This is a genomic window from Spirochaeta thermophila DSM 6578, assembly GCF_000184345.1.
Classification (GTDB): domain Bacteria; phylum Spirochaetota; class Spirochaetia; order Winmispirales; family Winmispiraceae; genus Winmispira; species Winmispira thermophila.
This window is the reverse complement of sequence record NC_017583.1, coordinates 1,335,846-1,359,270: the sequence shown is the minus strand read 5'-3', so window position 1 is coordinate 1,359,270 and position 23,425 is coordinate 1,335,846. Positions and strand designations below refer to the sequence as shown.

The following is a 23,425-nucleotide window of genomic DNA, read 5'->3' as shown; positions in this document are numbered from 1 at the left end:
TTTCACTCCGTAGTCTCTGAGCTAAACCGGATGGCACCTTTTAGACCCTCGGGCGATGTCGGGACGGTGACAAGCGTCAAAAGGTCTTGGAGGTCCTTGGTGATTTCCTCCTCCAGCTCCAGCAGGCGATTGATGAGCACTTCGGGCTTTTCGTGCTCGACGGCCTCGGCCTGATGCGGGCAGTAGCGCCCGGCGGTGAGGTTGTAGTCCGTGGCACGAATCTGCTCAATGGTTGCCCACCAGGATTTTTCGCTTTCGAACTGTTTCAGGTCATCGGCTTTGAGGATGGCCCGCACGCCGCCATCCTTTTCGTGGCGCCAGGTGTAGGGGAAAAGCGAAACCATGTGCTCCAGGTCGCCATCGGTCTCAAAATCGGGCAGAGGCCTGCGCGTCGCACCCAGGTCGCGGCCATCGCTTTCCACCCGATAGAACCAGACCTTGGAGGTGCGGACGTCATCCCTGCCAAGGGGCTTGCGGAAGACTACGATGCTGGTCTTGGCACCGCTGTAGGGGTTGAAGACGCCGTTAGGCAGGCTGATCACGGCCAGAACCTCGAACTGCTCCACGAGCTTGCGGCAGATCGCGCGCAGCATCTTCTTGGAGTCAAACAGCAGCCCTTCCTTGAGCACCACGGCGGCACGCCCACCGGGGCGCAAGGCATTCATCATGTGCTGGATGAAAAGCGCTTCGTAAAGCTTGATGTGGTATTCGAACTGCGCTAAGCGCTCCTGCTTGGTCGGCCCAAACGGGGGATTGGCAAGAATCACATCGTATTTGTTCTTGTGGATGTCCTGGGCTTTGTTGGAAAGACTGTCGTCGTTCTGGAGCAGGCTTGAGCCGTCTTTGTGGAGGATCATGTTCATCAGGGCAAGCTTGAAGACGATTGGCACGTGCTCCACCCCGATGAGGTGCTTTTCTTTAAGATTGCGCAGGAGACGCTCCTTTTCAGCCGCCGAGATCGTTTTCCTCTCTATTTTTGCCCGAACCCACTCGAACGCCCGAACAATAAAGCCGCCGGTGCCACAAGCCGGGTCGTAAATCGTTTCGCCGATTTCCGGATCAATGATCTGCACCATGCGGTCCACGATGTGGCGCGGCGTGAAGTACTCGGCGAACTCCTTGTTCTGGCCGAACTTCTGGAGCAGGTACTCATAGGCTCGGCCGAAGATGTCGTAACGCTCTCCAGGTTCGCCGACGCCGCGCATCATGATCTCGCGAAGATTGAGTTCGTTCAGTTTGGAGACGAGCGCGCGGATGGTCGTGGTGTAGCGTAGCCGGAAAACCGTGCCGCCGAAGAGGCGCCGCACGTCGAAGGTGATGTCCTTGCCATACTGATCCACGACCTTGCGGGTGGCAAGGTCATCGAACATGCGCCGGCAAAAGTCTACGCTGTCTTCAAAGCCATGTTGCTTAGCATAACCGTCGGGGTCGCTTGCCCACTTGTGGAATCGGTACTTGTTGGGGATCGCCAGCTCTTCGTCGTTCAGGGAACGGCCAAGGGCCTCCTCCTGCTCCAGGGCCATTTCATCCCAGAGCTTAAGAAAGAGAAAGAGGCTAAAGGTTTCCAGGCGCTCCGTGGCGTGAAGCGCATCGTCGCGAAAGACGTTGGCGATTTCCCAGAGCTCCTCGCCAAACTGATTGAAATCAGGTGTTCTTGCCATGGTTTTCCTCCTCAATGGGTGTTCCGGTTTCTAAGGAGAGGGCTTCATCGGCCAGCGAGAGCAGCTTGTCCAACCCGCCGAAAAGCGCCTTGATGCGGGGCAGTCCCCCGGCCTGGTCAAGCAGATGGCTGCGGAGGATTTGCTCCGGTTTGATATCGGGGTTAGCACGCTTGAAGTCGCAAACCATGAGGACCAGCTCGCGCTGCTCACTGGTCAGGCTCTTTCCCAGCGCCCACTTCTCGAATTCGCGACGTCTGTGCAGTGTTTCGAAATCGGCTTCGCCCATGGCCACGGCGATAAAGTCCTCCAGCGTGGCTTCGGGTTCACCGTAGAGATCGCGAAGCGTTGAGAGGTCAAACCCCATGGTTGCCAGGAATGAGTGGTCCGGCATGGTTGCTCCCTTGAAGTACCGCCAGCACAGGATGGTTTGGACGAAGCGTTGCTTGAGACCCTCGCGCTCGATGCCTCCTTTGAGCTGTGCTTCAACCTGACGGCGCAGTTCCTCAAGGACAGCAGGGGAGATAGTCTCCGAAAAGACCAGGTGCACGGGGACATCGGCGATGACCATCTGCTGTTCGCTGCCGACCTTTTCGCCCTTAGCTCCTGCGCCTTCACCGGCTTCTTCCCGCTCGCGCCGGATGACCTCCTCCTCTTCCTGCTCAACCGGCTCATCCTCGATGCCTGGCGTGTCGTTGGTGATGACAGGTTCAAGCCGTGTGATGTCCACAAAGTCCACGAGTTTGTAGAACTCCTTGCCCGTTTCCCGGCATTTGCGGGTGCCGCGGCCCTTCATCTGCACATAGAGCACCTTCGATTTCGTCGGGCGGGCCATCAGCAGCACCTCGACATCTGGCGCATCGATGCCCGTGTCCAGCATCCCGACACCTACAAGGACAATGGGTCTGGGAGCCATGTTGGGGTCTTTGTGCGCCTGTTCTATGATCGCCTTGCGTTCCTCGGCAGGGGTAATTTTTTGGAACTCTTCAATAAGAGTGCGCGCGCCCGGCATTTCGTTATGGACCGCAACGATGAACTTTTCGGCTGCGGCATCGTTGGGTGGAAGGTTGTTCAGCTCGTTGTACTTCTCGATCAGGGCGTAGCGAAGGTTTTTCGCATGGGCGATAGAGGCTGCGAAGACGATGGTTTTGACAGGCTGACGGGTTCCGATGACCTCGAAGTATTTTTCAGCGATCAGTCGGTTGCGTTGGGGGACATCTACAGCTCGGCCCAATTGTTCGGGTTCAAAGTCAAAGCCCATATCGTGCACGCCTTCCAGGTCCACATTGGTGTGGAACTTGAAGTGTATGCACTGGGCCAGTCTCTCCCACTCCGGCACCTCGGGATTGGTCTCAGCCTGGCGGATCGTGTAGCGGTAAATGGGCCCAGGATACTGGCCTGGATCGGTGAAAAAGCGATCCGTGTTGACGGTTTCCTTATCCGCGGGGGTGGCCGTCAAGCCCAGCAGGATGGCGCCGCCCTTGGCGAAATGATCGAGCACGCCGTACCAGTCACCAAAATAAGAGCGATGACATTCGTCAAGGATAACGAGACTAAAGTGATCAGCAGGATAGCTGAGGTATTTATTTCTCACTGCCATATGTTGAATCGTGCTGACCAGGATATCGCGATGTTTGTCTTCTTTTGAGCCTGTTGCCCGCTCAATGTTGAAGTTGTCACCAAGGTGCGTTTTGAACTTCTTGACGGTTTGAACGGCAAGCGCATCCCGATCTACGAGGAAGAGCGTCCTTCGGACTAAGCCAACGGACCAGAGCTTTGCAATAATGCCCGCAGCGGTAATCGTCTTGCCGGTGCCTGTTGCCATCTGGAGATACATGCGGCGGCGGCCTGCCTGGACAGCAGCCAGTACTTGAGAAACTGCCACACGCTGGTAGTCCCGCAGTTTGCCGTGTAGTTCTTTCGCTTGCGGACTGAAAAACTCGCCAAATTCGGCAGGTGTTGGGAATTGCTTGATGCGCTCTGGTAGCGTATTGGCCTTCAGGTTTTGCCGAAGGTAGACTTTCCCATCGCTCGCAAACAGGAGTGGGACATCATGACCGGTATTTTGTTTGTAGGCTCTGGCGTAGCGCTTAGCCTGTTCCAGCGCGGCCCATAGGTCTTTCCCGGGTCGCTTCGCTTCCAGGATTGCCACAACTCGACCTTCCCGAAGAAATACCCGGTCAGCTTCCTCGCCGTCCAAACCCTCGCGCCAGCGTTTGCGGGTCACGGTGAAGTCGGTAAGGTTCCATCCGCGCTCGCGAAGGTGTTCTTCGATGAGGAGCTCCACTTCATCCTCGTTTATTTGGGGGATATTCATCCAAGTAACCTCCTAGTTTTTAAAAAACTCGGAACGAGATAACGAAAGGAGCCCTGAGCAAGCCAAAGCAAGGTTCATATCTTGGTTGGCGTTGTTCGCCGGCGGCACGCCGTACTTCCAGCGGGGGTCCTCGGTGAGCCGCTCGCCGCCCCAGTCGCTCATGTTGAAGGGCGGATTGGCCAGGATGAAGTCGGCCTTGAGGTCTTTGTGGAGGTCCTCGAAGAAGGTATCCGCGGCGTAGGGCCCCAGGTCGGCGTCAATGCGGCGGATGGCCAGGTTCATCTTGGCCAGCCGCCAGGTGGTGGGGTTGGACTCCTGGCCGTAGATAGCAATGTCACCCAGTTTTCCACCGTGGGCCTCCACGAACTTCTCGGACTGCACGAACATGCCGCCCGAGCCGCAGCAGGGGTCATAGACGCGGCCCCGGTAGGGTTCGATCATCTCGACCAGGAGCTGGACCACGCACTGGGGCGTGTAGAACTCGCCACCGCCCTTGCCCTCGGCCGCGGCGAACCGGCCGAGAAAGTATTCGTACACCCGCCCCAAGGGGTCCTTGACGCCGGATTCCCGGGCCTTGAGGTCGATGTCGCCCACGAGCTTGACGAGCTCGCCCAGGCGGACCTTATCCAGCGTGGGGCGCGAATAGTCCTTGGGCAGCACGCCTTTCAGGCTGGGGTTCTCCCGCTCGATGGCCTCCATGGCCCGGTCAATGACCTGGCCGATGGTGGGCTGGGGCGCCTGGGCCTGGATGTGCTCCCAGCGGGCTTCCGGCGGCACCCAGAAGACATTGGCGGCCAGGTACTCGTCCCGGTCTTCGGGGTCGGCGTAGGGTTCCTGGAGCAGCTGTTTTCGGTGCGCCTCAAAGGTATCCGAGATGTACTTGAGGAAAATCAGGCCGAGCACCACATGCTTGTACTCCGCAGCGTCCATGTGGCCGCGCAGTTTGTCGGCCATCTCCCAGAGTTTGTTCTCAAAGCCGAGGTTCGCGCCGTTTGGTTTGTTCGTGGTCATGCCGCCTCCTTGTACTGAAAATGCTGTTCTGACACGTTAGCCAAGACGGCGCGGAAGGAGGGATTCTCGCTTAAGGAAGTCCAGTGGCTGTCGTAGGCGATGAGACCGGGCCGGTCCTCCGGCACCTCCTGGTCGAGCAGCTTCTTCATGGCCAGCGACAGGGTCTTGAGCACCTCGCGCTTCTCCACCGCCGTGACGCGCTCGAAGGTGTCGATGTAGTCGGGATGGACCGGGAAGAGGCGGACGAATTCGTCCATCCGCTCGTTCATGTGGCCGTAGAACTTGGCGAACGGTGTGAGGTACTCGAGGATCTTGGCTTGGCTAGCCGCCGTCTTCTTGAGCAGGTGCTCGGCGGCGATGAACTTCACGTCCTTGCGGGCGATGAGGATCTGTTCGAAGCGGTCCTTGACCCGGCGGATGCTGTCGGCCACGAAGGCGAAACGGGGGCTGTCGAAGATGGCCTCCTGCACACCCGCCATGAAGCGGAAGCGCAGGTCCTTGCAGACCTCACCCACCTCACGGAGGAAGTTGAGGTCGAGGATCAGCTCCTGGTCCTTGCGGGTGCGGAGATAGTCCAGCAGCTCATCCACGACCAGGAGCAGGCCATGGTCCGGATACTCCTGGTGGAACGCAGCCATCATCTCCTCGAAGGCCCGCTTGTTGTTGGGGACCTGGCTGGCATCCGGGAAGGTGTAGGTCACGCCCATGGCGGCCAGGTGCTCTTCCAGCGAGCCTGTGAGGATGTCCCGCAGCGACATGGTGGTGGCCCCGATCTCGGTGCGGACCACCTTGAACTTGCCGGCGATCCGCTCCGCGGCTTGTGCCACCTGTGCGTTGCCTAGGGCGGAAAGCAGATCCGCGTGCTCGGCGATGCTGGAGATCACCGACATCAGGTGTGACTTACCGGTGCCGTAGTTGCCCACGACAAGCAGCCCCTTGTTATCGACGGGCTGGTCGAACTGAAGCTGGGGGATCACAAGGTGGGTCATTCGTTCGGCCATCTCGTCGGAGATGACATAGGTGCTGACCAGCTGTCTGGCGCTTGCGGCCTCATCGGCATCCCGTAGCTGGACTACGGACTCGATGGGCTCGAACTGGATCAGGTCTCCATATCTCATGGTTGCGTCTCCGGGTCGCGCGTCGTGCGTTGCGTGTCATTGGCCCGCGTCTCCGGGGCGCGCGTCATGCGTTGCGCTTCGTTTTGTCTCAAGTAACGAATAAAACTCCCGAGGTAGCGACTCACTTTGTCGCATCGTTCGTAAAGATTGTTAAACCGGTTCTGATCGATGTAGCCTTGGTCCAAGGCGATGTAGAGCTGTGCCTTGACCTCACTAGCCAACGCTTTTGTCATCGACAGAAACCGCGAAAACACCCTATCGGTTTGGCGTTCAAATCCTTCCGCACTGTTGAATATCACTGAGATCAAGGCATGGCATCATCCGCGGCCCCTCGTCCACTTCCGGACGCCATCACCCCTCCTTTTTGTGAATACCCTTCCGCTCGATGTGAGTATGAGTATACAAAGTACAAAGATTATTATAACTGAAGAGGAGTACGGGAGTCAAGGGCACTGTCAAGGAGGGAACTGTCAAGGAGGAGTGTTGAAATTGAACTGGAGTTGATAAGAGATACGTCTCCCCACCTTTTGTATCACCTGCATGCCCACCACATAGAGGCCTACCACCTCATGCGCATGGGCGCCATTCGTATACCCAGGATACCGCCGCAGAAAGCTCCTCATGTGTTGAAGAAGGTTCTCCGCGAGGGTACTTGTCTGTCCCTTACCTTTTCCACGCATAGAGAAGCTCCAGATAGGAGAACAGTCGCTCCTTCCGCCACAGAAGCACAGCGTGCATCCGCGGCACAGGGGCTCCCCACTCGTTCCAGAACCCCTCAAGGGCCTTCTCTGCCTCACTCAATGTCATAGGCCCCAAAGGTGAGCATCGTCGTATAGGGTATAGAAAATAGAAAGGAAAGGGGAAATTGCATCACATGGGCACGAAAAAACCCACCTTAACGGTGGGTTCTCGCTCCGGCGGCAGGACTCGAACCTGCGACCTAGTGGTTAACAGCCACCCGCTCTACCGACTGAGCTACGCCGGAATGTCCTTCGGGTGACGTGACTATATCCCGACCGCCGGGGCTTTGTCAAGAGTTTCCGGCTACTCGGCACTGTCAAGGAGGAGTGTTGAAATTGAGTTGGAGCCCGTAGGGGTGCGTCTCCCCACCTCTTGTATCACCTGCATGCCCACCACGTAGAGGCCTACCACCTCATCCGCATGGGCACGACTCATATACCCAGGATACCTCCGCAGAAAGCTTCTCATGTGCCGAAACATGTTCTCCGCAAGGTTGCTCGTCCTCACCTTCTCCTTCCACTCATAGGGTAACTCCAGATAGGAGAAAAGCCGGTCCTTCCGCCACAGGAGGGAGGCCGTCATCCGGGGAGGCTTCGCCGCCCACTTCTTCACGAATGCCTCCAACGCACGTGCTGCGTCCTCCTTCCCTCCTGCCTCAAAGAGCTTCCAGTACTCCGCTCGAAAAGCTCGCCTCTCCTTCTGGAGGTCTGCGTTCTTCCCCTTCCGTTCCCCCATGTCCTGCAGGAGCTTCTGCTCAAGCGTACCCTGCAGGTGCCACAGACACACCTGCTTCTTCGCCTCAGGATACACCGTCTCCACGGCCTGCCGGATCCCCTCAGCCTCATCGGCCACCACCAGCTCCACCTCATGAAGCCCTCGCTCATAGAGCCTGGTAAGGAGTCGCTCGTAGCTCGCCTGGTCCTCCTGCTCCGCAACGACCCAGTCGAGGAGCTCATGAGATCCGTCCTCCTTCACCCCCACGGCACTCAGGACAACCAGCTTCTTCTGACCCCTCCCACGCCTCTTTGCCCACACTCCATCCAGCACAAGGGCCTTCACTCCTCTAAGGGACCTCCTCCGCCACTGCTCCTTCTCCTCACGAAGACGCTTTATGAGCCGCAGGAGTGTCTGCGGGTGAGCCTCGCCTATCCCCAGCTCCCGTAACAGGATGGCATATCTCCGCGCGCTCATCCCTCCCACATACCCGAGAAGGAGCTGCTCGGCGAGGGCCACGGGCCTCTGCTCGTAGGCGACCAGCTTCACCTCCTTCCCCCCGCCGGTGCGGATGCGGGGCACGCGTACATCCTCGATCGGCCCCCAGGGGGTCTGCACGGTCTTCCATTTCCTGTAGCCCTACCGGTAGTACTGCCCTTTCTCAGGCTCTCCTCGTGCATATCGTGGTCGTCCCACTGCCTCCTCTCTCAGCGTCTCAAGGAGGTGTTCTAGGTACGTCTTGTAGGTGTGGCGCACCTCCTCCCGTAGCTGGTCTTCCACTTGTTTCATCAGATCAGAGAGGGTATACTGTGTTTCAGTCAATGCGCGTGTCTTGCCGCGCTTCAGGGGGTATCTCCTCCTTGAAAAAAAGATGGTGATTATCCATTATTTGCCACCCGGGAGTACTCTCTAAGTACCTCCAGCAGAAGCTCGAATAGATCCTCCTCCCTATGATTATACCGCCACTCCAATTCTTTCAAGTAGAGCGGAAAACGTTCTACACTCACCCCGTGATGCTGGAGCAGCCGCCCTTTCGCATAACTCCAAAACCCCTCTATCCCATTGATGTACACTTTCCCATTCGCAAATCGCTTCCCGTGATCAATCCGCTTGTGCCTGAATCCATAGCTCACAAGCCCATCATAGCTCTTGAACCGGTCGGTATACACAAGCGACCCCCGCTTCACTTTGGCCACTGCCAGTCGTACAAGCTCCTCCGCACTTACCTGCTCCACCACTTCCACCTGCACTTTTCCCCCTCGCTCAAGAATCCCAAACACAGGAATCTTCCCTGCCGCCCCTCTCCCCCTCTTCCCCTTTCTCTTTCCTCCAAAATAACTTTCGTCCATCTCTACTTCACCTTCGAGCAGGCTCTTCCCCTCCTTCTGGGTGTGGACCCATATCGCCTTCCGAAACAATGTGTAGAGCCTCAGCGTCACCTCATAGGAGAGCCGTAACTGCAAAGCCGCCTTGTGGGCGGTAACTTCCATCTCAAAGAGCTTCATTGCCCACAGGATCTTCTCCCAGGAGAGCTTCATCCCCTCGAAGATGCTCCCTCGTCGTATGCTCCACTCTTTCCTGCACTGGTAGCACTTGTACTTCTCTCGTCTCACCTCGCCTATATGCTCACTTCCACAGAAGGGACACCGGGTGTACGTGACGAGGAGACCTTTCTCTCTCAGATAGGAGACCGTTTTCTCTCTATCGCTTGCAAGTGTTGAAAGACTTACGACGTCCATATCCGTGCCACCTCTCTCTTCGGTATTATACCACAGGTGGCTCAAAAATGGTAATCACCAAAAAGATTAGTGTGGTGGGAGATACCCCTTATCTTTTTTCCCCGCCTTTTTCAACACTCGATGTTACAGTCCCCGGCTACTCCTCCCAGCGGATGCACTCCACCGGGCAGATGGAGATGGCCTCGTCTATGCAGGATTCGTCGCCGCCTTCGGGGAGGATGACACGGGCCTTGCCCTCGTCGTCCATCTCGAAGACATCGGGACACGCGTCGGCGCAGCTGCCGCACCCTATGCACTCATCGCGGTCGATGACCACTCGCTTGGCCATGGCACACTCCTTTCACGACTGGTGTCACTACCAGTATACCCACGCCGGGTACCTCATGGCTACACTACCTCGTTATGGTGTGGAAAAAGACTGTAACCTGGGTTACGATGAGAAGGGGGTGGATATGAAACGCGCGTGGGTGTTGTGCCTGGTCGCGGGTGTTCTCATGGGGGAAGAGGTGCTCTCAGTGGGTGAGATTCTCGCTCATGGGAGTGCCTTGGCGGGTAAAGAGGTGGTATGTGAGGGGGTGTGGGTGGCGTATGGAGGACTGAAAGGGGTGCTTATGGGGCCGGGTGGGGTGGTACCGGCGGTGGGGATCCGGGAGATGGGGGAGTGGGGGCGCTATCGAGTGCAGGTGTATGAGGTGGCTGGGGGGATAGTGCTCGACGTGGTGGGATGGGAGGCGATCTGGCCCCAGGAGGTGGAATGGGTGGTGTGGCGGAGCGGGGGGATTGCGGGATTCAGGGATGTGGTGGTGCTTGATGCTGAAGGGACCGGCTATGTAGTGAGTGCGGGGGCGGGGTGGGTGCAAGTCAGAATGGCAGCTGAGGCGTGGGAGGAGCTGGAAGGGGTGTGGGAAAGGGTGAGGGGTAATGAGTGGGGTGAGGCGGTGCCTGATGGCTGGGAACTACGGTTGGTACGCCAAGGAGAGGAGGGGAGGTGGTGGTGGGGGCCGGGTGTACCGGGATGGCTCGAGGGAGCGAGCCGGATCGTGGGGACATGGGCCGAGGCAGCGAGGCGTGCACGTTGGGTTGAAGCCTGGGCTGGAGAGCGGTGGGGAGAGGGCGAGGTGGTACGCATGGAAGAGGTGTGGTGGCCGGATGCGAGCATGGGGTGGCCACGGGAGGGAGTATTCTATGCTCAAGTCATCACACCAGGCTGGAGGGTATGGATACGACGTAGAGATATGGAGATCGAGGTGAGGATTCCGGCGAACGGAGGCACACCGATCACTCGCGATTGAGCTGAGCTACACATTCCCTGCGTGCACGTAGTCGAGGTACTCCTTTGCGATCTCCACTGCCCGATATACGGTCGCCCGGGGTGTGGGAGGGATGGTGTACTTGTAGCGGGGGAAATAGGCGGAGAGGTGGAGGGGGATGTCCTTGCGTATGCCGGCGAGCCGGCGGGCGATGCTCCGCACTTCCTCCTCGCTCTCGTTCTTGCCCGGGATGAGGAGGGTGGTCACCTCCACGTGGATCTTTTTCGCAGCCTTTTCGATGAAGGCGAGGACCGGCTCGAGGCTCCCTTTGATCTCCTTGCGATAGAACTCGTCGTTGAAGCTCTTGAGGTCCACGTTGGCCGCATCCACCACCTCGAGGAGCTCGTCGGCCGGTTCGGGGTTGATGTACCCGTTGGTCACGAGCACGTTCTTGAGCCCGTGTCTCCGGGCCTCGACGGCCACCTCCATTACGTACTCGAAGTGGATGAGCGGTTCCGAGTAGGTGTAGGCGATACCGATCGAGTGGTAGGCCTTGGCCTGATGGATGAGCCTGTCGGTGGGTATCTCGAGCGCGGTGCGGAGGTATGTCCGATACTCCTGGGAGATCTCGAAGTTCTGACAGAAGGGACACTTGAACGAGCAACCGAAGAACCCGATGCTCAGGATCACCGAGCCGGGGTGGAAGTGGTAGAGCGGTTTCTTTTCTATGGGGTCGAGTGCGATGGAGGATATCTTGCCGTAATAGGGAAGGGTGAGCCTGCCCTCGCGGTTGAGGCGCACGGTGCAGACCCCGGTCTTCCCCTCGGGTATGATACACCGGTGGGGGCAGAGCTCGCACCGTACACGCGAATCCTCGAGGGGGGTGTAGTACCGTGCCTCCGGAAGCGCGGCGTCCATGGTCATACCACGAAGGGTTGTATCTTCACGGCCCGGGTTCCCTTTCTCACCCATACGGTGACCACTTGAACCGCGAGGCCCTCTTCGGTCCCGAGGGTGGCCTCGAGTTCGACATGGAGGATGTCGTCGATGATGAACTCGTAGAACCCCGCCTCCTCCTTGAAGGGAGGTTCCCACAGGAGTACTTTGTGGGGATCGTAGGGATGCTTCTTGAGGGTTCCGGAGAAGGGCACCCCTTCCAGGGCGTAGTCGGTATATCGGTGTCGAAGCTGCAAGGCGTGGAGTGGTTGGGCCTCGAGGTATTTCTGCGCCATATCCCCGCTCTCCCTCGTCCCATCCGCCCGCGGCAGCGGGACGGCGTAGTCGTTCCCGACGGGTCTACCATCAGAGTAATGAAAGATCACGGAAGATGTCAAGGAAATCAGAGCGGGGAGGCGGTGTGGGCCTCGATGTACCGCTTCACGTCGAGGAAGAAGTCCTCGGGGGCCTCGGTGAAGACGAGGTGCAGGGAGTCGTCGCAGGATGCCACGGTACACGAGAGGGTATGGATGCGGTCTCCTATCCTGAGCGAGCATGTGTCGAGGATCTGACCATGCTTGAGATCGGAGACCAGATGGGGGGCTTCGGGTTTGAAGCTCATACCCTGTTCGGAGATGTCTTCGACCAAGCCGAAGACGAGGCGGTTCCTTCCCGGATGGGTGAAGATGAACCGCACGGGTTCGCCGGGAGTGGGGACATACCTGCCGTGCCGCCTCTGCTCCCTGAACTCGCCGTAACGGGTGAGGATCTGCCTGAGCCGCAGGCGTTCCTCCCTCTCCTCTAGGTTGCTGCTCAGGAGGGCACGGACGCCGAGCGTCGTGGCCTTTGCGCTCTCTTCTTCGGAGAAGGAGTCTCCCACCAGGAGGATCACGGGAACAGGAGTGGGGAGGGTGGCCTTGAGGAAGCTCGTGAAGGTCTTCCAGTGTCTGGGAAAGTCCTCGGCGTTGAAGATCACGAGGTCGGGATCCACCTCCTCGAGGTTGTCCATGGCTTTCACCGGATGCCAGTAGTGCACCACCTCCAGCATGTGCGGGGGGAGGGCTCCTTCCACGAGACGGGGCAGATCCTCTCTGTCGGTGACGAGGAGCACCTTCATGCTATTCGGTCCTCAGGTTCTGCACGGTATAGTCCACAATATACCAGATTCCGTCGCGTTTTTGGAGGGAGTAGGTGTACTCTTTGACCTCCGTGTAGGTGGGATATCTGAACTTCTCGATGACCCGTACCGATCCCTCCCTGGAGGTGTACTCTGTCTTCACGATCTCGAACTCCTGGGGGATGAGCACGATGTCCTGATCGACCACCTGCTGGGTGAGTCCCTTCTTGAACTCCTCGAGCAGCCGGATGCGGTCTTCTTCCGCGGCGTTGAGGTAGCGTTGCCGGCGTGTCCGGTCGCGGGTGTAGAGGGCCTCGAGGTCGATGAAAAGGAAGAACCTCTCCCACTGACCTTTCTGCCGCGCCTCTATCACGGTGCGCACGACTTCGTCGGGAGGCAGGGGCTGGGCCTTGAGGACCTCGCCGGTCTGCGTTTCCACCCGTACCCCGGCCTCTTCGAGGGTGTCCATGGGGGGGTGTACGGTGAGGATGAGCCGGTTGGAGCGAATGGGTGTCGACGATGCCGCGTAGAGGTCGGGATAGAAGAGCCCCTGGATCACGTAGACCCCCGGTTCGGTGACGGCGCAGTAGTCCTTCAGGTCTTCCACGATGGCGTACTCCTCACCCGGGAGCAAGGTGATGGTACGGTAGAACACCGGTTGATTTTGGATCCGGTGTGTGATAAAAAACTCCGACTCCGGGACCCGAGTGTTTGAGATGGTCCTCATATCGAATCCGAAGGAATGAATCCTTTGATCCGCGATCTTGAACGAGATGTCCCGCGCGCCGGCGTTGGTGAGGGTGATCTTTATCTGTATGGGGGAATCGGGATAGTAGATGCGCTGGTTGTAGAGGCGGATGGAGAACTCGAGCCCGCTCACGTCCTGAGCCGGGAGCGCAAGGCATGCGAGGAACAGGGCGGGCACGATCGTGTGCAATCTCTTCATGTGTACCTTCCTGACTGTTATTATCATCGGATGAAGTGATGGATTCCTTATTTTTTCAGGATATATTTTCCGTCCTCTCCTCGTCCAGGGCGTGGAAGGAGTTGCTCTCCCGATACAACCGTGGAGAGGTGCCCATAGGGGTCCGCGGTGTGCAGGGTGGATTCTCGTCCTTCTTCCTCGCCCGGCTTTCCGGACTGGGACGCCCCCTCTGTGTGGTGTTCCCCACCGAGAAAGAGGCCGAGGATGCGGTGGAGAGTCTCCGTGCCCTGGGGGTGGAGGCGGGGTGTTTCCCCGAGTGGGGGATCACGCTCTACGGAGAGGGGCTCGCGGAGCACGCACCGGTCTTCGGAAGGCGCGCCGAGGTCCTCGCCCGTCTCCTGGCGGGTGAGCTCGAGGTGGTGTGCACCTCGCTGAGGGCCTTTCTCTGGCGCCTCCCCCCCGCGGATCGGTTCAGGGAGCGCCTCCTCGTCCTGAGGAAGGGGCAGCAGGTGGATCCTGCGGCCTTGGCCGGGCGTCTCGTGGAGATGGGGTATTTCCGGGTGCCGCGGGTGTCCCTGAGAGGGGAGTGTGCGGTGCGCGGAGAGGTGGTGGACGTCTTCGCGCCGGGTGAGGAGGGGGCTTTCCGTCTGGTGGTGGACTTCGACCGGATCGAACACATCCGGCTCTTCGACCCCTCGAGTCAGCGCACCCTGAAGGAAAAGGACCTGATCGTGGTTCCGCCCCTGAGGGAATATCTGTGGGATGAGGAGGGGCTCTCCCGCGTGAGGGAGGCCCTCAAGGCCCGCGCGCCCAGACTCGACGTGGACGGCCTCGTCGGGGAGCTTGCAGTGCGGGGGCGGATGCAGGGGGAGGAGCTCTACTGGCCGCTCGCCTACGAGAGTCCCTCCTCGCTCCTGGAGTACGTGCCCGGCACCCCACTCCTGCTCCTCATGGGCAAGGAGCGGCTCCTCCACGCGGACGAGGCCTACAGGACCGAACTCTCCACCGTACATGGGCGGGTGAGACATCTGAGACCGGTGCCCACGCCGGAGGATGTCCTCCTCCCGTTCTCGCACCTCGAGACCCGTCGCGACAGGATCGAGATCTTCCTTCTCGAGGAGGAGGACTCCATGGTGCACTTCTCCTGTGAAGGGCCCAGAGTCTTCTTCGGAAACGTGAATTTCCTCAAGGAGGAACTCTCCCGGCTCCTCTCCCTCGGCTACCGCGTGTACGTCCTCACCGATTCGGAGCCGCAGAGGGAACGCCTCGCCTTCCTCCTGCGCGAGTTCCCGGACGTGAAGGTGGAGCTCACCACTCTCTCCACCGGTTTCGTACTCCCAGAGGCGAAACGCGCCGTCTTCCACGAAAACGAGATCTTCGGCCGCAGGAGACGCACCCCCGCGTCGGTCAAACGGGTGAAGAGTGCGCCCATAGACAGTTTCGTGGAGCTGTCCCCCGGCGACTATGTGGTGCACGTTCACCACGGCATAGGCCGCTTCCTGGGGATAAAACGGATGAAGGTGGGGGAGAACGAGCGGGACTATCTCCACCTCGAGTATGCCGGCGAGGAGTACGTCTTCGTTCCCATCGAGCAAGTGAACCTCGTCCAGCGCTACATAGGGAGTTCCGACGCAGCGCCGCGTCTCGACAAGCTGGGCTCTTCGAGCTGGCAGAAGCGCAAGGAACGGGTCAAGAAGTCGGTGGAGGACCTCGCGAAGCGTCTCCTCGCCATCTACTCGCGCCGGAAGCTCGCCCATGGATTCGCCTTTCCTCCCGATACCGAGTGGCAGATGGAGTTCGAGGCCCGGTTCCCCTTCGAGGAGACCGAAGACCAGTTGCGGTGTATCGAGGAGGTGAAGCGCGACATGGAGTCTCCCCGGCCCATGGATCGCCTCGTGTGCGGGGACGTGGGCTTCGGTAAGACCGAGATCGCCCTCAGGGCCGCCTTCAAGGCGGTGACGGCCGGCAAACAGGTGGCCATACTGGCCCCCACCACCATCCTGGTGGAACAGCACTACGAGACCTTCCAGGAGCGCCTCGAGGGCTTTCCCGTACGAGCGGCCATGCTCTCGAGGTTCGTCCCGGTCCCGGAGCAGAAGGAGATCCTGAAAGCCCTCCGGGAGGGAAAGATCGACATACTCATAGGAACCCACCGTATCCTCCAGAAGGACGTGGTGTTCAAGGATCTCGGACTCCTCGTCATCGATGAGGAGCAGCGTTTCGGCGTGAAGGACAAGGAGCGCCTCAAAGAGCTCAAGGCCTCGGTGGATTGTCTCACCCTCACCGCAACCCCGATACCACGGACCCTCCACATGTCGCTCCTCAAGATCCGGGACATCTCGCTCCTCGAGACACCGCCCAGGGAACGCCGTCCCATAGAGACGCACATCCTGGAGTTCTCGGAGGAGGTCATCGCCCGGGCGATCCGCCGTGAGGTGGAGCGTGGAGGCCAGGTCTTCTATCTCCACAACCGGGTGGAAACCCTTCCCCAGGTGAAGACGTTCATCGAGCGCCTCGTCCCCGAGGTGATGGTGGAGGTCGCCCACGGCAAGATGAGTTCTCACCAGCTCGAGGAGATCATGCACCGGTTCATCCACGGCGGGTTTCACGTGCTCGTCTCCACCACCATCATAGAAAACGGCATCAACATCCCCAATGCGAACACCATCATCATCGACCGGGCCGACATGTACGGTATCGCGCAGCTCTACCAGCTGAGGGGAAGGGTGGGCCGTTCCGACCGCACGGCCTATGCCTATCTCTTCTATCCTGCCCAACGTGAGATTTCCGAACTCGCCGCCAAGCGCTTGCAGGTGATCGCCGACCACACCGAACTCGGCGCTGGTTTCAAGGTGGCACTCAAGGATCTGGAGGTGAGGGGTGCGGGCAACCTCCTGGGACGGGAACAGAGCGGCGACATCCACTCCGTGGGCTTCGACATGTATCTCAGGCTGCTCGACGAGGCCATACGGGAACTCGAACAGAAGGAGGAGCGGTCCGAAGAAGAGGTCTATCTCGAACTCGAGTACACCGGCTTCATTCCCGATTGCTACATACAGGAACCTCAAGAGAAGATGGTGGTATACAAGAAGATCGTCTCGGTGCGCACGGAGGAGGATCTGGCGGCCGTCCAGGAGGAGCTCGAGGACAGATACGGTCCGTTGCCCCCCGAAGTGGCGAGCCTCCTCGGGATCGCCGAGCTCCAAATCCTCGCGAAAAAACTGGCCATCCGCGCCATCAGGGAACGAAAGGGAGAGGTGGAGGTCGAGTTCGGCAAGGTATCCCTCCTTTCCCCCGACAAGGTGCTCAGACTCATACGGGAAGGCAATGGGAGGATACGCCTCGACCCCCACAGACCGCACGTCCTCCGCCTCACCGGTGATTCGGTGGGTCTCAAGGAGAAGGCCGAATACCTCGTCCAGCAACTGGGAAGGCTGCTCTAAAGTCTTGCAAGAGGACGCATTTTCCCCTACCATTGCGCACATGACATCGGGATGGGGTGTGAAGACGTATGCCCCGCGTCAGGGGCGGATCACGAAAGGACAACGGCGTGCCCTTGATGCACTCAAACCACTCTACGCCGTGGATCTCACAGGCGGGAGGCGGCCGGTGGCGTCGCTCTTTCCCCGCCCTTTCGATCGTTACGTGCTCGAGATCGGTTTCGGCATGGGGGACGCCACCGTGGCCCTCGCGGAGCGGTTTCCCGGGACGGGCTTCCTGGGGGTGGAGATCCACTCCCCGGGAGTCGGGAAGGTGCTGAGGGAAATCCATACGAAGGGACTCGACAACCTGAGGGTGGTCCAGGCGGATGCCTTCCACCTCTTCGAACAGCTCCTCCTCCCGGACTCCTTCGACGGGGTACACATCTTTTTCCCCGATCCCTGGCCGAAGCGGAAGCACCACAAGCGGAGAATGATCCAGTCCCCGTTCCTCGACATCCTTCATCCCTTCATGAAGGAGGGCGCCTACCTCTACATCACCACCGACTGGGAGGAGTATGCCTCCCAGATCCTCCAGGTATGCTCCTCCCATCCGGCGTTCGTGAACGAGTACGGGGGGTTCGCTCCGAGGCAGGTGTGGCGGCCGGTGACCAAGTACGAGCGGAAGGGGGCGAGGGAGCACCACCCCATCTGGGAGGTCTTCGTGTTCAAGCGCACCTCCTCTTCCGGCTGAACTGCATATTCTTGCGTCTTTTTGCAAGAATATTGAATTTTTTCCTGATTTTTGCTAATATACTGCAAAAATATACAAGGGGGCACAGATGGATCTCACTGCCAGAGAGAAGGCCTTTCTCGAGAAGATCACCCCGATCGCACGAGAGAACAACACCATAGACCCCGCCCTCTACTCACGCTACAACGTGAAACGCGGCCTGCGCAACGAGGACGGAAGCGGTGTCCTCGTGGGACTTACGGAGATAGGTGAGGTACACGGTTATGTGATCGACGAGGGAGAGGTGGTTCCCGTCCCCGGAAGGCTCCTGTACCGGGGCATCTCGGTGGAGGATCTCGTGGCGGGTTTCCAGGCCGACGGGCGTTTCGGCTTCGAGGAGACCGTCTTCCTCCTCCTCTTCGGGTACCTTCCTACGAAGAGCGAGCTCGAGGAATTTCAGGCCGTGCTGGGAGAGAACCGCAATCTCCCCGGGGATTTCACCGAGAGCACGATCCTCAAGAATCCGAGTTCCGACATCATGAACAAACTCGCACGATCGGTGCTCACCCTCTATTCCTTCGATCCCAATCCTGAGGATCTGTCCATAGAGAACGTGCTCAGACAGAGCATAGAGCTCATCTCCCGATTTCCCGTACTGGTGGCGTACGGCTATCAGGCCAAGCGCCACTACTACCACGGAGAGAGCCTCTACATACATCCTCCTCAGCCCGATCTCTCCACCGCCGAGAACTTCCTGTACCTGATACGCCCCGACAAGGAGTACACCAGGAGCGAGGCGGAGATCCTCGACCTCGCCCTCGTCCTCCACGCGGAGCACGGCGGAGGCAACAACTCCACGTTCACGATACACGTGGTCACCTCGGCGGCCACCGACGTGTATTCCGCGGTCGCGGCGGCCATCGGTTCTCTCAAAGGGGCCAAGCACGGCGGAGCCAACATCAAGGTGATGGCTATGATGGAGGACATCAAGGCCCACGTGAAGGACTGGAGCGACGAGCAGGAGGTGAGGGACTATCTCGTCAAGATCCTCAACAAGGAAGCCTTCGACCGGAGCGGTCTCGTCTACGGCATGGGACACGCCGTCTACACGATTTCGGACCCCAGGGCGGTGCTCCTCAGAGAGAAGGCAGAGACACTCGCGAAGGAGAAGGGGTTCGAGGAAGAGTTCGGTCTCTATGAACTCATCGCCCGTCTCACCCCGGAGCTGTTCGCCGAGATAAAGAAGTCGAACAAGGTGATAGCACCCAATGTGGACTTCTATTCCGGCTTCGTCTACAAGATGCTGGGGATTCCCACCGAACTCTACACCCCCATATTCGCGGTCGCCCGGATCGCCGGGTGGTCGGCCCACCTCGTGGAGGAGCTCATAAGCGGAGGGAGGATCATCCGTCCCGCCTACAAGAACGTGATAGGGAAACGGGAGTACATTCCTCTCGATCAGCGGGGTTGACCGGTCATGTGCGTGGCCCGGCCCGGGACACAAAAAGGGGAGGGAGGTTGAACCTCCCTCCCATCCCTCCTTGCGAGGCCTCCTTTTTCTCTTTCACTCCTATTGACCTGCCTTTACCTCCTCCTGGCGCGACTGTGCTCTCTTTATCACCTCCTCGGCGATTCTACCCGATATCGGCTCGTAGTGGCTGAACTCTATTTCGAAAGACCCTGTGCCGGAGGTCATCGACTTGAGGTCGATGGCGTAGCGGAGGAGTTCCGCCTGGGGAACCAGGGCGTCGACCTCGACGATACCACCTCCTATGGGCTTCTGCCCCAAGACCTTCCCCCGTCGTCCGCTCAAGTCGGAGAGGATGTCGCCCAGATACTGTTCCTCTATGAAGACCGTGAGCTTCATGATGGGTTCGAGGAGGACGCAGCCCGCCCTCGTGAGAGCGTCCTTGAGCGCCTCCCGGGCCGCGATCTTGAACGCCAGCTCCGAGGAATCCACCGGGTGCTCCTTGCCGTCCACCACGGTGGCCTCCAGGTCCACCACCGGATAGCCGGCGAGGATACCCGCCTCCATTCCCTCTCGCACGCCCTTCTCTACGCCGGGTATGTAGTTCTTGGAGATGGCGCCGCCATGGATGGCGTTGTGGAAGGCGAAGATCTCTCCCCTGGGAAGGGGTTTGATCTCCATGACCACACGGGCGTACTGTCCGTGCCCCCCGGTCTGCTTCTTGTGGGTATACTCCGCGGAGGCCGGTTTCGTGATGGTCTCTCGATAGGCCACTTCCGGCGTCTTGGTGTGTACGTTGATCTTGAACTTCTCCCTGATCTTGTTGAGGATCATGTTGATGTGGAGCTCGCCCATTCCGGAGATCACGGTCTCCTTCGTCTCAGGATTGTAGGTGAGGGTGAAGGTGAGATCTTCCTCGGCCTCCCTGTGGAGGAGTTCGCCCAGCTTGTCCTGTTCCTTCTTGGAGTCCGTCCCGATCGCGAGCGAGAAGATCGGTTGAGGGAGGGCGAGTGGCTTGAAACGGAAGTCGATCTCCTGGACGGCGAGGGTGTCGTTCGTTCTGAGGGAGTCGGCCTTCGTCACCACGGCGATATCCCCTGCCACTGCCCCCGAGGTCTCGACGAGTTTCTTCCCGATCGCGGTGAACACCTTGGAGACCCGCTCTTTCTTCTGTTCGGAGAGGTTGAGGACCTCGGCGCCGGGCGTGAGACTCCCCTGTACGACCTTTATAAAGGAGAGCTTTCCCGAGAACTGATCGTAGAATGTCTTGAACACGTATCCGCAGAAGGGCGCATTCGGATCCACGGGCAGGCGATCCTCCTCCCCGTTGCGGAGGATCGGTTCCGAGAGGGCTTCGGGAGAGGGGGCGATCTCGTTTATCACATGGAACAGATCGTTGATACCGGAGTGGAGGAGGGCAGATCCACAGAGCACGGGCACGAACTTGTTCTCCTTGAGCCCTTCGGCGAGCCCGCGTTTCGCCTCTTCGATGGTGAGCGTCCCGGCCTCGAAGTACTTCTCGGTGAGCTCGTCATCCCCTTCGGCCGCCGCTTCTATGAGTTCGAGATGGGCCTGTTCCGCCGCCTCCCGGTATTCCTCCGGTATGTCGACCTCCTTCTCCTGCCCGCCATCCATGACATGCGCCTTCATGGTGAGCAGGTTGATCACACCCCTGTAGTCCGTTCCCTCACCGAGCGGGATGGTCACCGGAATGAAGGTCTTATGGAATCGTTCTTTGAGGTCCTCCACGGTCTTGTCGTAGCCCGCATTGTCGAGCTCTATCTTGTTGATGAAGACCATCCTCGGCATGTTGCGCATGTCGAGCCTTCGCCAAAGCTTGATCGTCTCTATCTGGACGCCGGACTTCGCGTCCACCACCATGAGGGCGCAGTCGGACGCCCGGAAGGCGGAGATCACTTCACCTATGAAGTCGCCGGCTCCCGGGGTATCGAAGAGGTTGATCTTTATGTCCTTCCAGGTGAAGGCGGAGAGTGCGGTCTTTATCGAAAAGCGGTTCTCTATCTCCTCGGGGAGGAAATCGCTCACCGTCCTGCCGGACTCGACGGTCTCGGGCTTGTCTATCACCCCCGCGGCGTAGAGGATGTGCTCTACGAGGGTGGTCTTCCCCGTTCCCCCGTGTCCCACTACTGAGAGGTTTCGGATGGTGGCGGTACTCACAGACATGGCGCACTCCTTTCCCCTGGTGATACATCTAGGTCTTACTACTATAGGGGCGGGGAAAAAGAGTTGTCAAGAAAAATATTCTGGATCGTTTCTTGTGCAGTTGGTTGATCAGGTGTATAATGAGAGCATTATCATACGGGAGACAAGGGATGCGCATCAGAACGAGATTGATTCTCCTCCTCGTCACGGTACTCACCGGGATAGGGCTCATTCTCGCAGGGATCACCATCCGCAACAATCTCGTCACCGGTCTTGGGGCCCTCCAGTCGGCCGGCTACGACGTGCTCTTCGCGGCCCATGGTTTCCTGGAGAGCACCGCCGAGGTGCTCGCCTACGACTACGAGGAACGCGGGGTGTACCTCGACACCGTGGTGGAGGAGTGGAGGCAGAGCATCGACCACCTCGGCAGCGCGCTCGGGGCCCTCGTGTCGCACCCCGGTAAGCGGCTCCTCCCGAAGGGGCTCCAGCAGGAACTCGACGCAGCCTATGAGTCCTGGGAGAAGGAGGACATCCCCTTGCGTATGGAGGTGGCCTACGAGTACCTTCAGGCCATCATCAACACCAGCGAGATACCGCGGGACAGGCTCTTCGGTATCCTCCAGATACAGAGTTTCCTCTATCAGCAACAGGAGACCCTCCATCATGAGGATGCGGGTATCGCATCTACAGTGGGGCTCGCCCTCTCCCGCATCCAGCAGGCCTGGAACCAGGTGGTGATCGCCCGAAGGGTGATAAAGGACTTCCTTGCCACCCGGGTGGAAGGGGTCATAGAGAAGGTCGATGCAGAGGTGGCCCGGATCACCCTCTGGAGCCAGATCGCCCTCGTGCTCTTCACCTTGGCGGTGATCGTCCTCTCCTCCCTCTTCGTGATCCGGATCAGTTCGACGCTCGCGAGGAGGATCATTCACCTCGAGCAGGTGATGAACCAGGTGAAGGACCGTGATCTCATGGTCGTGGCGAAGGTGGAAGGAAGGGATGAGTTGGGCAGCCTCGCGAGGAACCTCAACGAGGTGCTCGACACCCTCCGCGACTTCCTCCTCTCGGTCCGCGAGGCCTCCCGCAACGTCGAGGAGCTCAAGGACGTCCTCGCAGGCGGCGCCGCCCAGTCCGCCAGCGCCCTCAACCAGATCACCCGCACCATCGAGTCCATCCGCGACCTCGTCGCCCGCCTTGATGCCAACCTCGACGCCACCTCCTCCGCCATCTCCTCCATCGTCGACCGCATCCACTCCGTCGTCTCCCAGATCCAGACCCAGGCCCGCAACATCGCCGAAAGCTCCGCCGCCATCGAACAGATGAACGCCTCCGTCCAGCACGTCGCCTCCCTCGCAGAGGACCGCCGTGCGCGCACCGCCGATCTCCTCTCCGTCATCCACGACGGCGGAGAAAAGGTCAGCACCACCAACGAGGTCATCTCCTCCATCCACCGCGAAATCTCCGACATCCAGGAGATCATCGAGATCATCGACACCGTCGCCGAGCAGACCAACCTCCTCTCCATGAACGCCGCCATCGAGAGCGCCCACGCCGGCGAGGCCGGCCGCGGCTTCGCCGTCGTCGCCGAGGAGATCCGCAAGCTCGCAGAGTCCACCGGCGAGCACGCCGACCGCATCAGCCAGTCCCTCTCCCGCATCACAGACCGCATCCAGCAGGCCCTCCGCGCCAGCGACGAGAGCCGCCACGCCTTCGAGAACATCCGCCGCGACGTCTCCCAGTTCGCCACCGCCCTCGACGAGATCGCCGCCAGCATGACCGAGCTCTCACGCGCGAGTTCCTCCATTCTCTCCGCCACGCACACCATCAACGAGATCACCACCCGTGTACGGGAAGGAGCGGAGGACATGATGCAGAGGGCAGGGGAGATCCGGGACGCTGCGGAGGGATCGCGGGACGTCTCCCTCGAGGTGAGGAAGGGGGTGGAAGAGATCGAACGCGGCACCAGGGAGATCCTCCAGGCGGTGAACACCATAAGCGACCTCGCCCAGGAGAGCCGCAACCGGATGGTGGAACTCCACAAGGTGGTGGAGACCTTCAGGATCGAGGAAGAGCCGGACGCATCGGCGGTTCAGGCGGAATAGCACGTGCGAAGAGAGCC

At 59.5% G+C, this 23,425-nt stretch carries 15 protein-coding genes, 1 tRNA gene and 4 pseudogenes; 5 read left to right on the top strand and 15 right to left on the bottom strand.

What is annotated here, in order from left to right; genetic code table 11:
- Positions 1–2 precede the first annotated feature (2 nt).
- The 10 genes and pseudogenes from SPITH_RS06165 to SPITH_RS06120 all read right to left on the bottom strand — a co-directional run bounded on the left by SPITH_RS06165 (position 3) and on the right by SPITH_RS06120 (position 9,626).
- Positions 3–1,661: a class I SAM-dependent DNA methyltransferase gene (locus tag SPITH_RS06165; RefSeq protein WP_014624823.1), complete on the bottom strand. Its 1,659-nt coding sequence runs from the start codon at positions 1,659–1,661 to the stop codon at positions 3–5.
- The gene (locus tag SPITH_RS06160) at positions 1,645–3,975 is read right to left on the bottom strand and encodes a DEAD/DEAH box helicase family protein (protein ID WP_014624822.1); all 2,331 of its coding nucleotides are present in this window, start codon (positions 3,973–3,975) and stop codon (positions 1,645–1,647) included. The genes SPITH_RS06165 and SPITH_RS06160 overlap by 17 nt, the downstream gene beginning before the upstream one ends.
- Before the next feature lie 84 nt (positions 3,976–4,059).
- Positions 4,060–4,986, bottom strand: a pseudogene (locus SPITH_RS06155) (type I restriction-modification system subunit M); the annotation flags it as partial.
- Positions 4,987–5,030: 44 nt separating this feature from the next.
- A pseudogene (locus SPITH_RS06150) lies at positions 5,031–6,104 on the bottom strand (DUF6079 family protein); the annotation flags it as partial.
- Complete coding sequence (locus SPITH_RS12915) at positions 6,101–6,403, bottom strand: four helix bundle protein (protein WP_052296265.1); 303 nt, start codon at positions 6,401–6,403, stop codon at positions 6,101–6,103. The pseudogene SPITH_RS06150 and the gene SPITH_RS12915, both read right to left, overlap by 4 nt.
- 171 nt (positions 6,404–6,574) lie before the next feature.
- Positions 6,575–6,899: pseudogene (locus SPITH_RS12910) on the bottom strand (IS256 family transposase); the annotation flags it as partial.
- 117 nt (positions 6,900–7,016) lie between these two features.
- Positions 7,017–7,089, bottom strand: a tRNA-Asn gene (locus SPITH_RS06135).
- Between the two features lie 72 nt (positions 7,090–7,161).
- Positions 7,162–8,405: pseudogene (locus tag SPITH_RS06130) on the bottom strand (IS256 family transposase).
- Positions 8,406–8,437: 32 nt separating this feature from the next.
- Positions 8,438–9,298 (bottom strand): IS1595 family transposase, encoded by an 861-nt coding sequence (locus SPITH_RS11775; RefSeq protein WP_014624057.1) that lies wholly within the window; start codon positions 9,296–9,298, stop codon positions 8,438–8,440.
- 136 nt (positions 9,299–9,434) lie between these two features.
- Positions 9,435–9,626, bottom strand: a complete 192-nt coding sequence (locus SPITH_RS06120; protein ID WP_014624818.1) for a ferredoxin — start codon at positions 9,624–9,626, stop codon at positions 9,435–9,437.
- 124 nt (positions 9,627–9,750) lie between these two features.
- Here SPITH_RS06120 and SPITH_RS06115 point away from each other — a divergent pair, with 124 nt between their 5' ends.
- The gene (locus SPITH_RS06115) at positions 9,751–10,590 is read left to right on the top strand and encodes a hypothetical protein (RefSeq protein WP_155816515.1); all 840 of its coding nucleotides are present in this window, start codon (positions 9,751–9,753) and stop codon (positions 10,588–10,590) included.
- A 6-nt stretch (positions 10,591–10,596) separates the two neighbouring features.
- Here the strand turns inward: SPITH_RS06115 and amrS are convergent, their stop codons facing one another.
- The 4 genes from amrS to SPITH_RS06095 all read right to left on the bottom strand — a co-directional run bounded on the left by amrS (position 10,597) and on the right by SPITH_RS06095 (position 13,547).
- A complete protein-coding gene (gene amrS / locus SPITH_RS06110; RefSeq protein WP_014624816.1) occupies positions 10,597–11,472 on the bottom strand; it encodes an AmmeMemoRadiSam system radical SAM enzyme in 876 nt (291 codons plus the stop codon).
- Positions 11,469–11,780 carry a hypothetical protein gene (locus SPITH_RS06105; protein ID WP_013313949.1) on the bottom strand — a complete coding sequence of 104 codons (312 nt, stop codon included), beginning with the start codon at positions 11,778–11,780 and terminating at the stop codon, positions 11,469–11,471. Before SPITH_RS06105 ends, amrS begins: the two co-directional genes overlap by 4 nt.
- A 107-nt stretch (positions 11,781–11,887) precedes the next feature.
- On the bottom strand, positions 11,888–12,601 hold the full coding sequence (locus SPITH_RS06100) for a PilZ domain-containing protein (protein WP_014624815.1): 714 nt from the start codon (positions 12,599–12,601) through the stop codon (positions 11,888–11,890).
- A gap of 1 nt (position 12,602) precedes the next feature.
- Entirely contained in the window at positions 12,603–13,547 is a 945-nt protein-coding gene (locus tag SPITH_RS06095) for a hypothetical protein (protein WP_014624814.1), read from the bottom strand.
- Between the two features lie 38 nt (positions 13,548–13,585).
- On the opposite strand from SPITH_RS06095, the gene mfd reads away from it, so the two are divergent.
- The 3 genes from mfd to SPITH_RS06080 all read left to right on the top strand — a co-directional run bounded on the left by mfd (position 13,586) and on the right by SPITH_RS06080 (position 19,149).
- On the top strand, positions 13,586–16,969 hold the full coding sequence (gene mfd / locus SPITH_RS06090) for a transcription-repair coupling factor (RefSeq protein ID WP_014624813.1): 3,384 nt from the start codon (positions 13,586–13,588) through the stop codon (positions 16,967–16,969).
- Between the two features lie 40 nt (positions 16,970–17,009).
- Positions 17,010–17,699, top strand: a complete 690-nt coding sequence (gene trmB, locus SPITH_RS11980; protein ID WP_014624812.1) for a tRNA (guanosine(46)-N7)-methyltransferase TrmB — start codon at positions 17,010–17,012, stop codon at positions 17,697–17,699.
- An 88-nt stretch (positions 17,700–17,787) separates the two neighbouring features.
- Positions 17,788–19,149, top strand: coding sequence for a citrate/2-methylcitrate synthase (locus SPITH_RS06080; protein ID WP_014624811.1), 1,362 nt, complete (start codon positions 17,788–17,790; stop codon positions 19,147–19,149).
- Positions 19,150–19,248: 99 nt separating this feature from the next.
- On the opposite strand, the gene fusA is transcribed toward SPITH_RS06080, so the two are convergent.
- Positions 19,249–21,330, bottom strand: a complete 2,082-nt coding sequence (gene fusA / locus SPITH_RS06075) for an elongation factor G (RefSeq protein WP_014624810.1) — start codon at positions 21,328–21,330, stop codon at positions 19,249–19,251.
- A 149-nt stretch (positions 21,331–21,479) separates the two neighbouring features.
- On the opposite strand from fusA, the gene SPITH_RS06070 reads away from it, so the two are divergent.
- Positions 21,480–23,408, top strand: a complete 1,929-nt coding sequence (locus tag SPITH_RS06070; RefSeq protein ID WP_014624809.1) for a methyl-accepting chemotaxis protein — start codon at positions 21,480–21,482, stop codon at positions 23,406–23,408.
- Positions 23,409–23,425 lie beyond the last annotated feature (17 nt).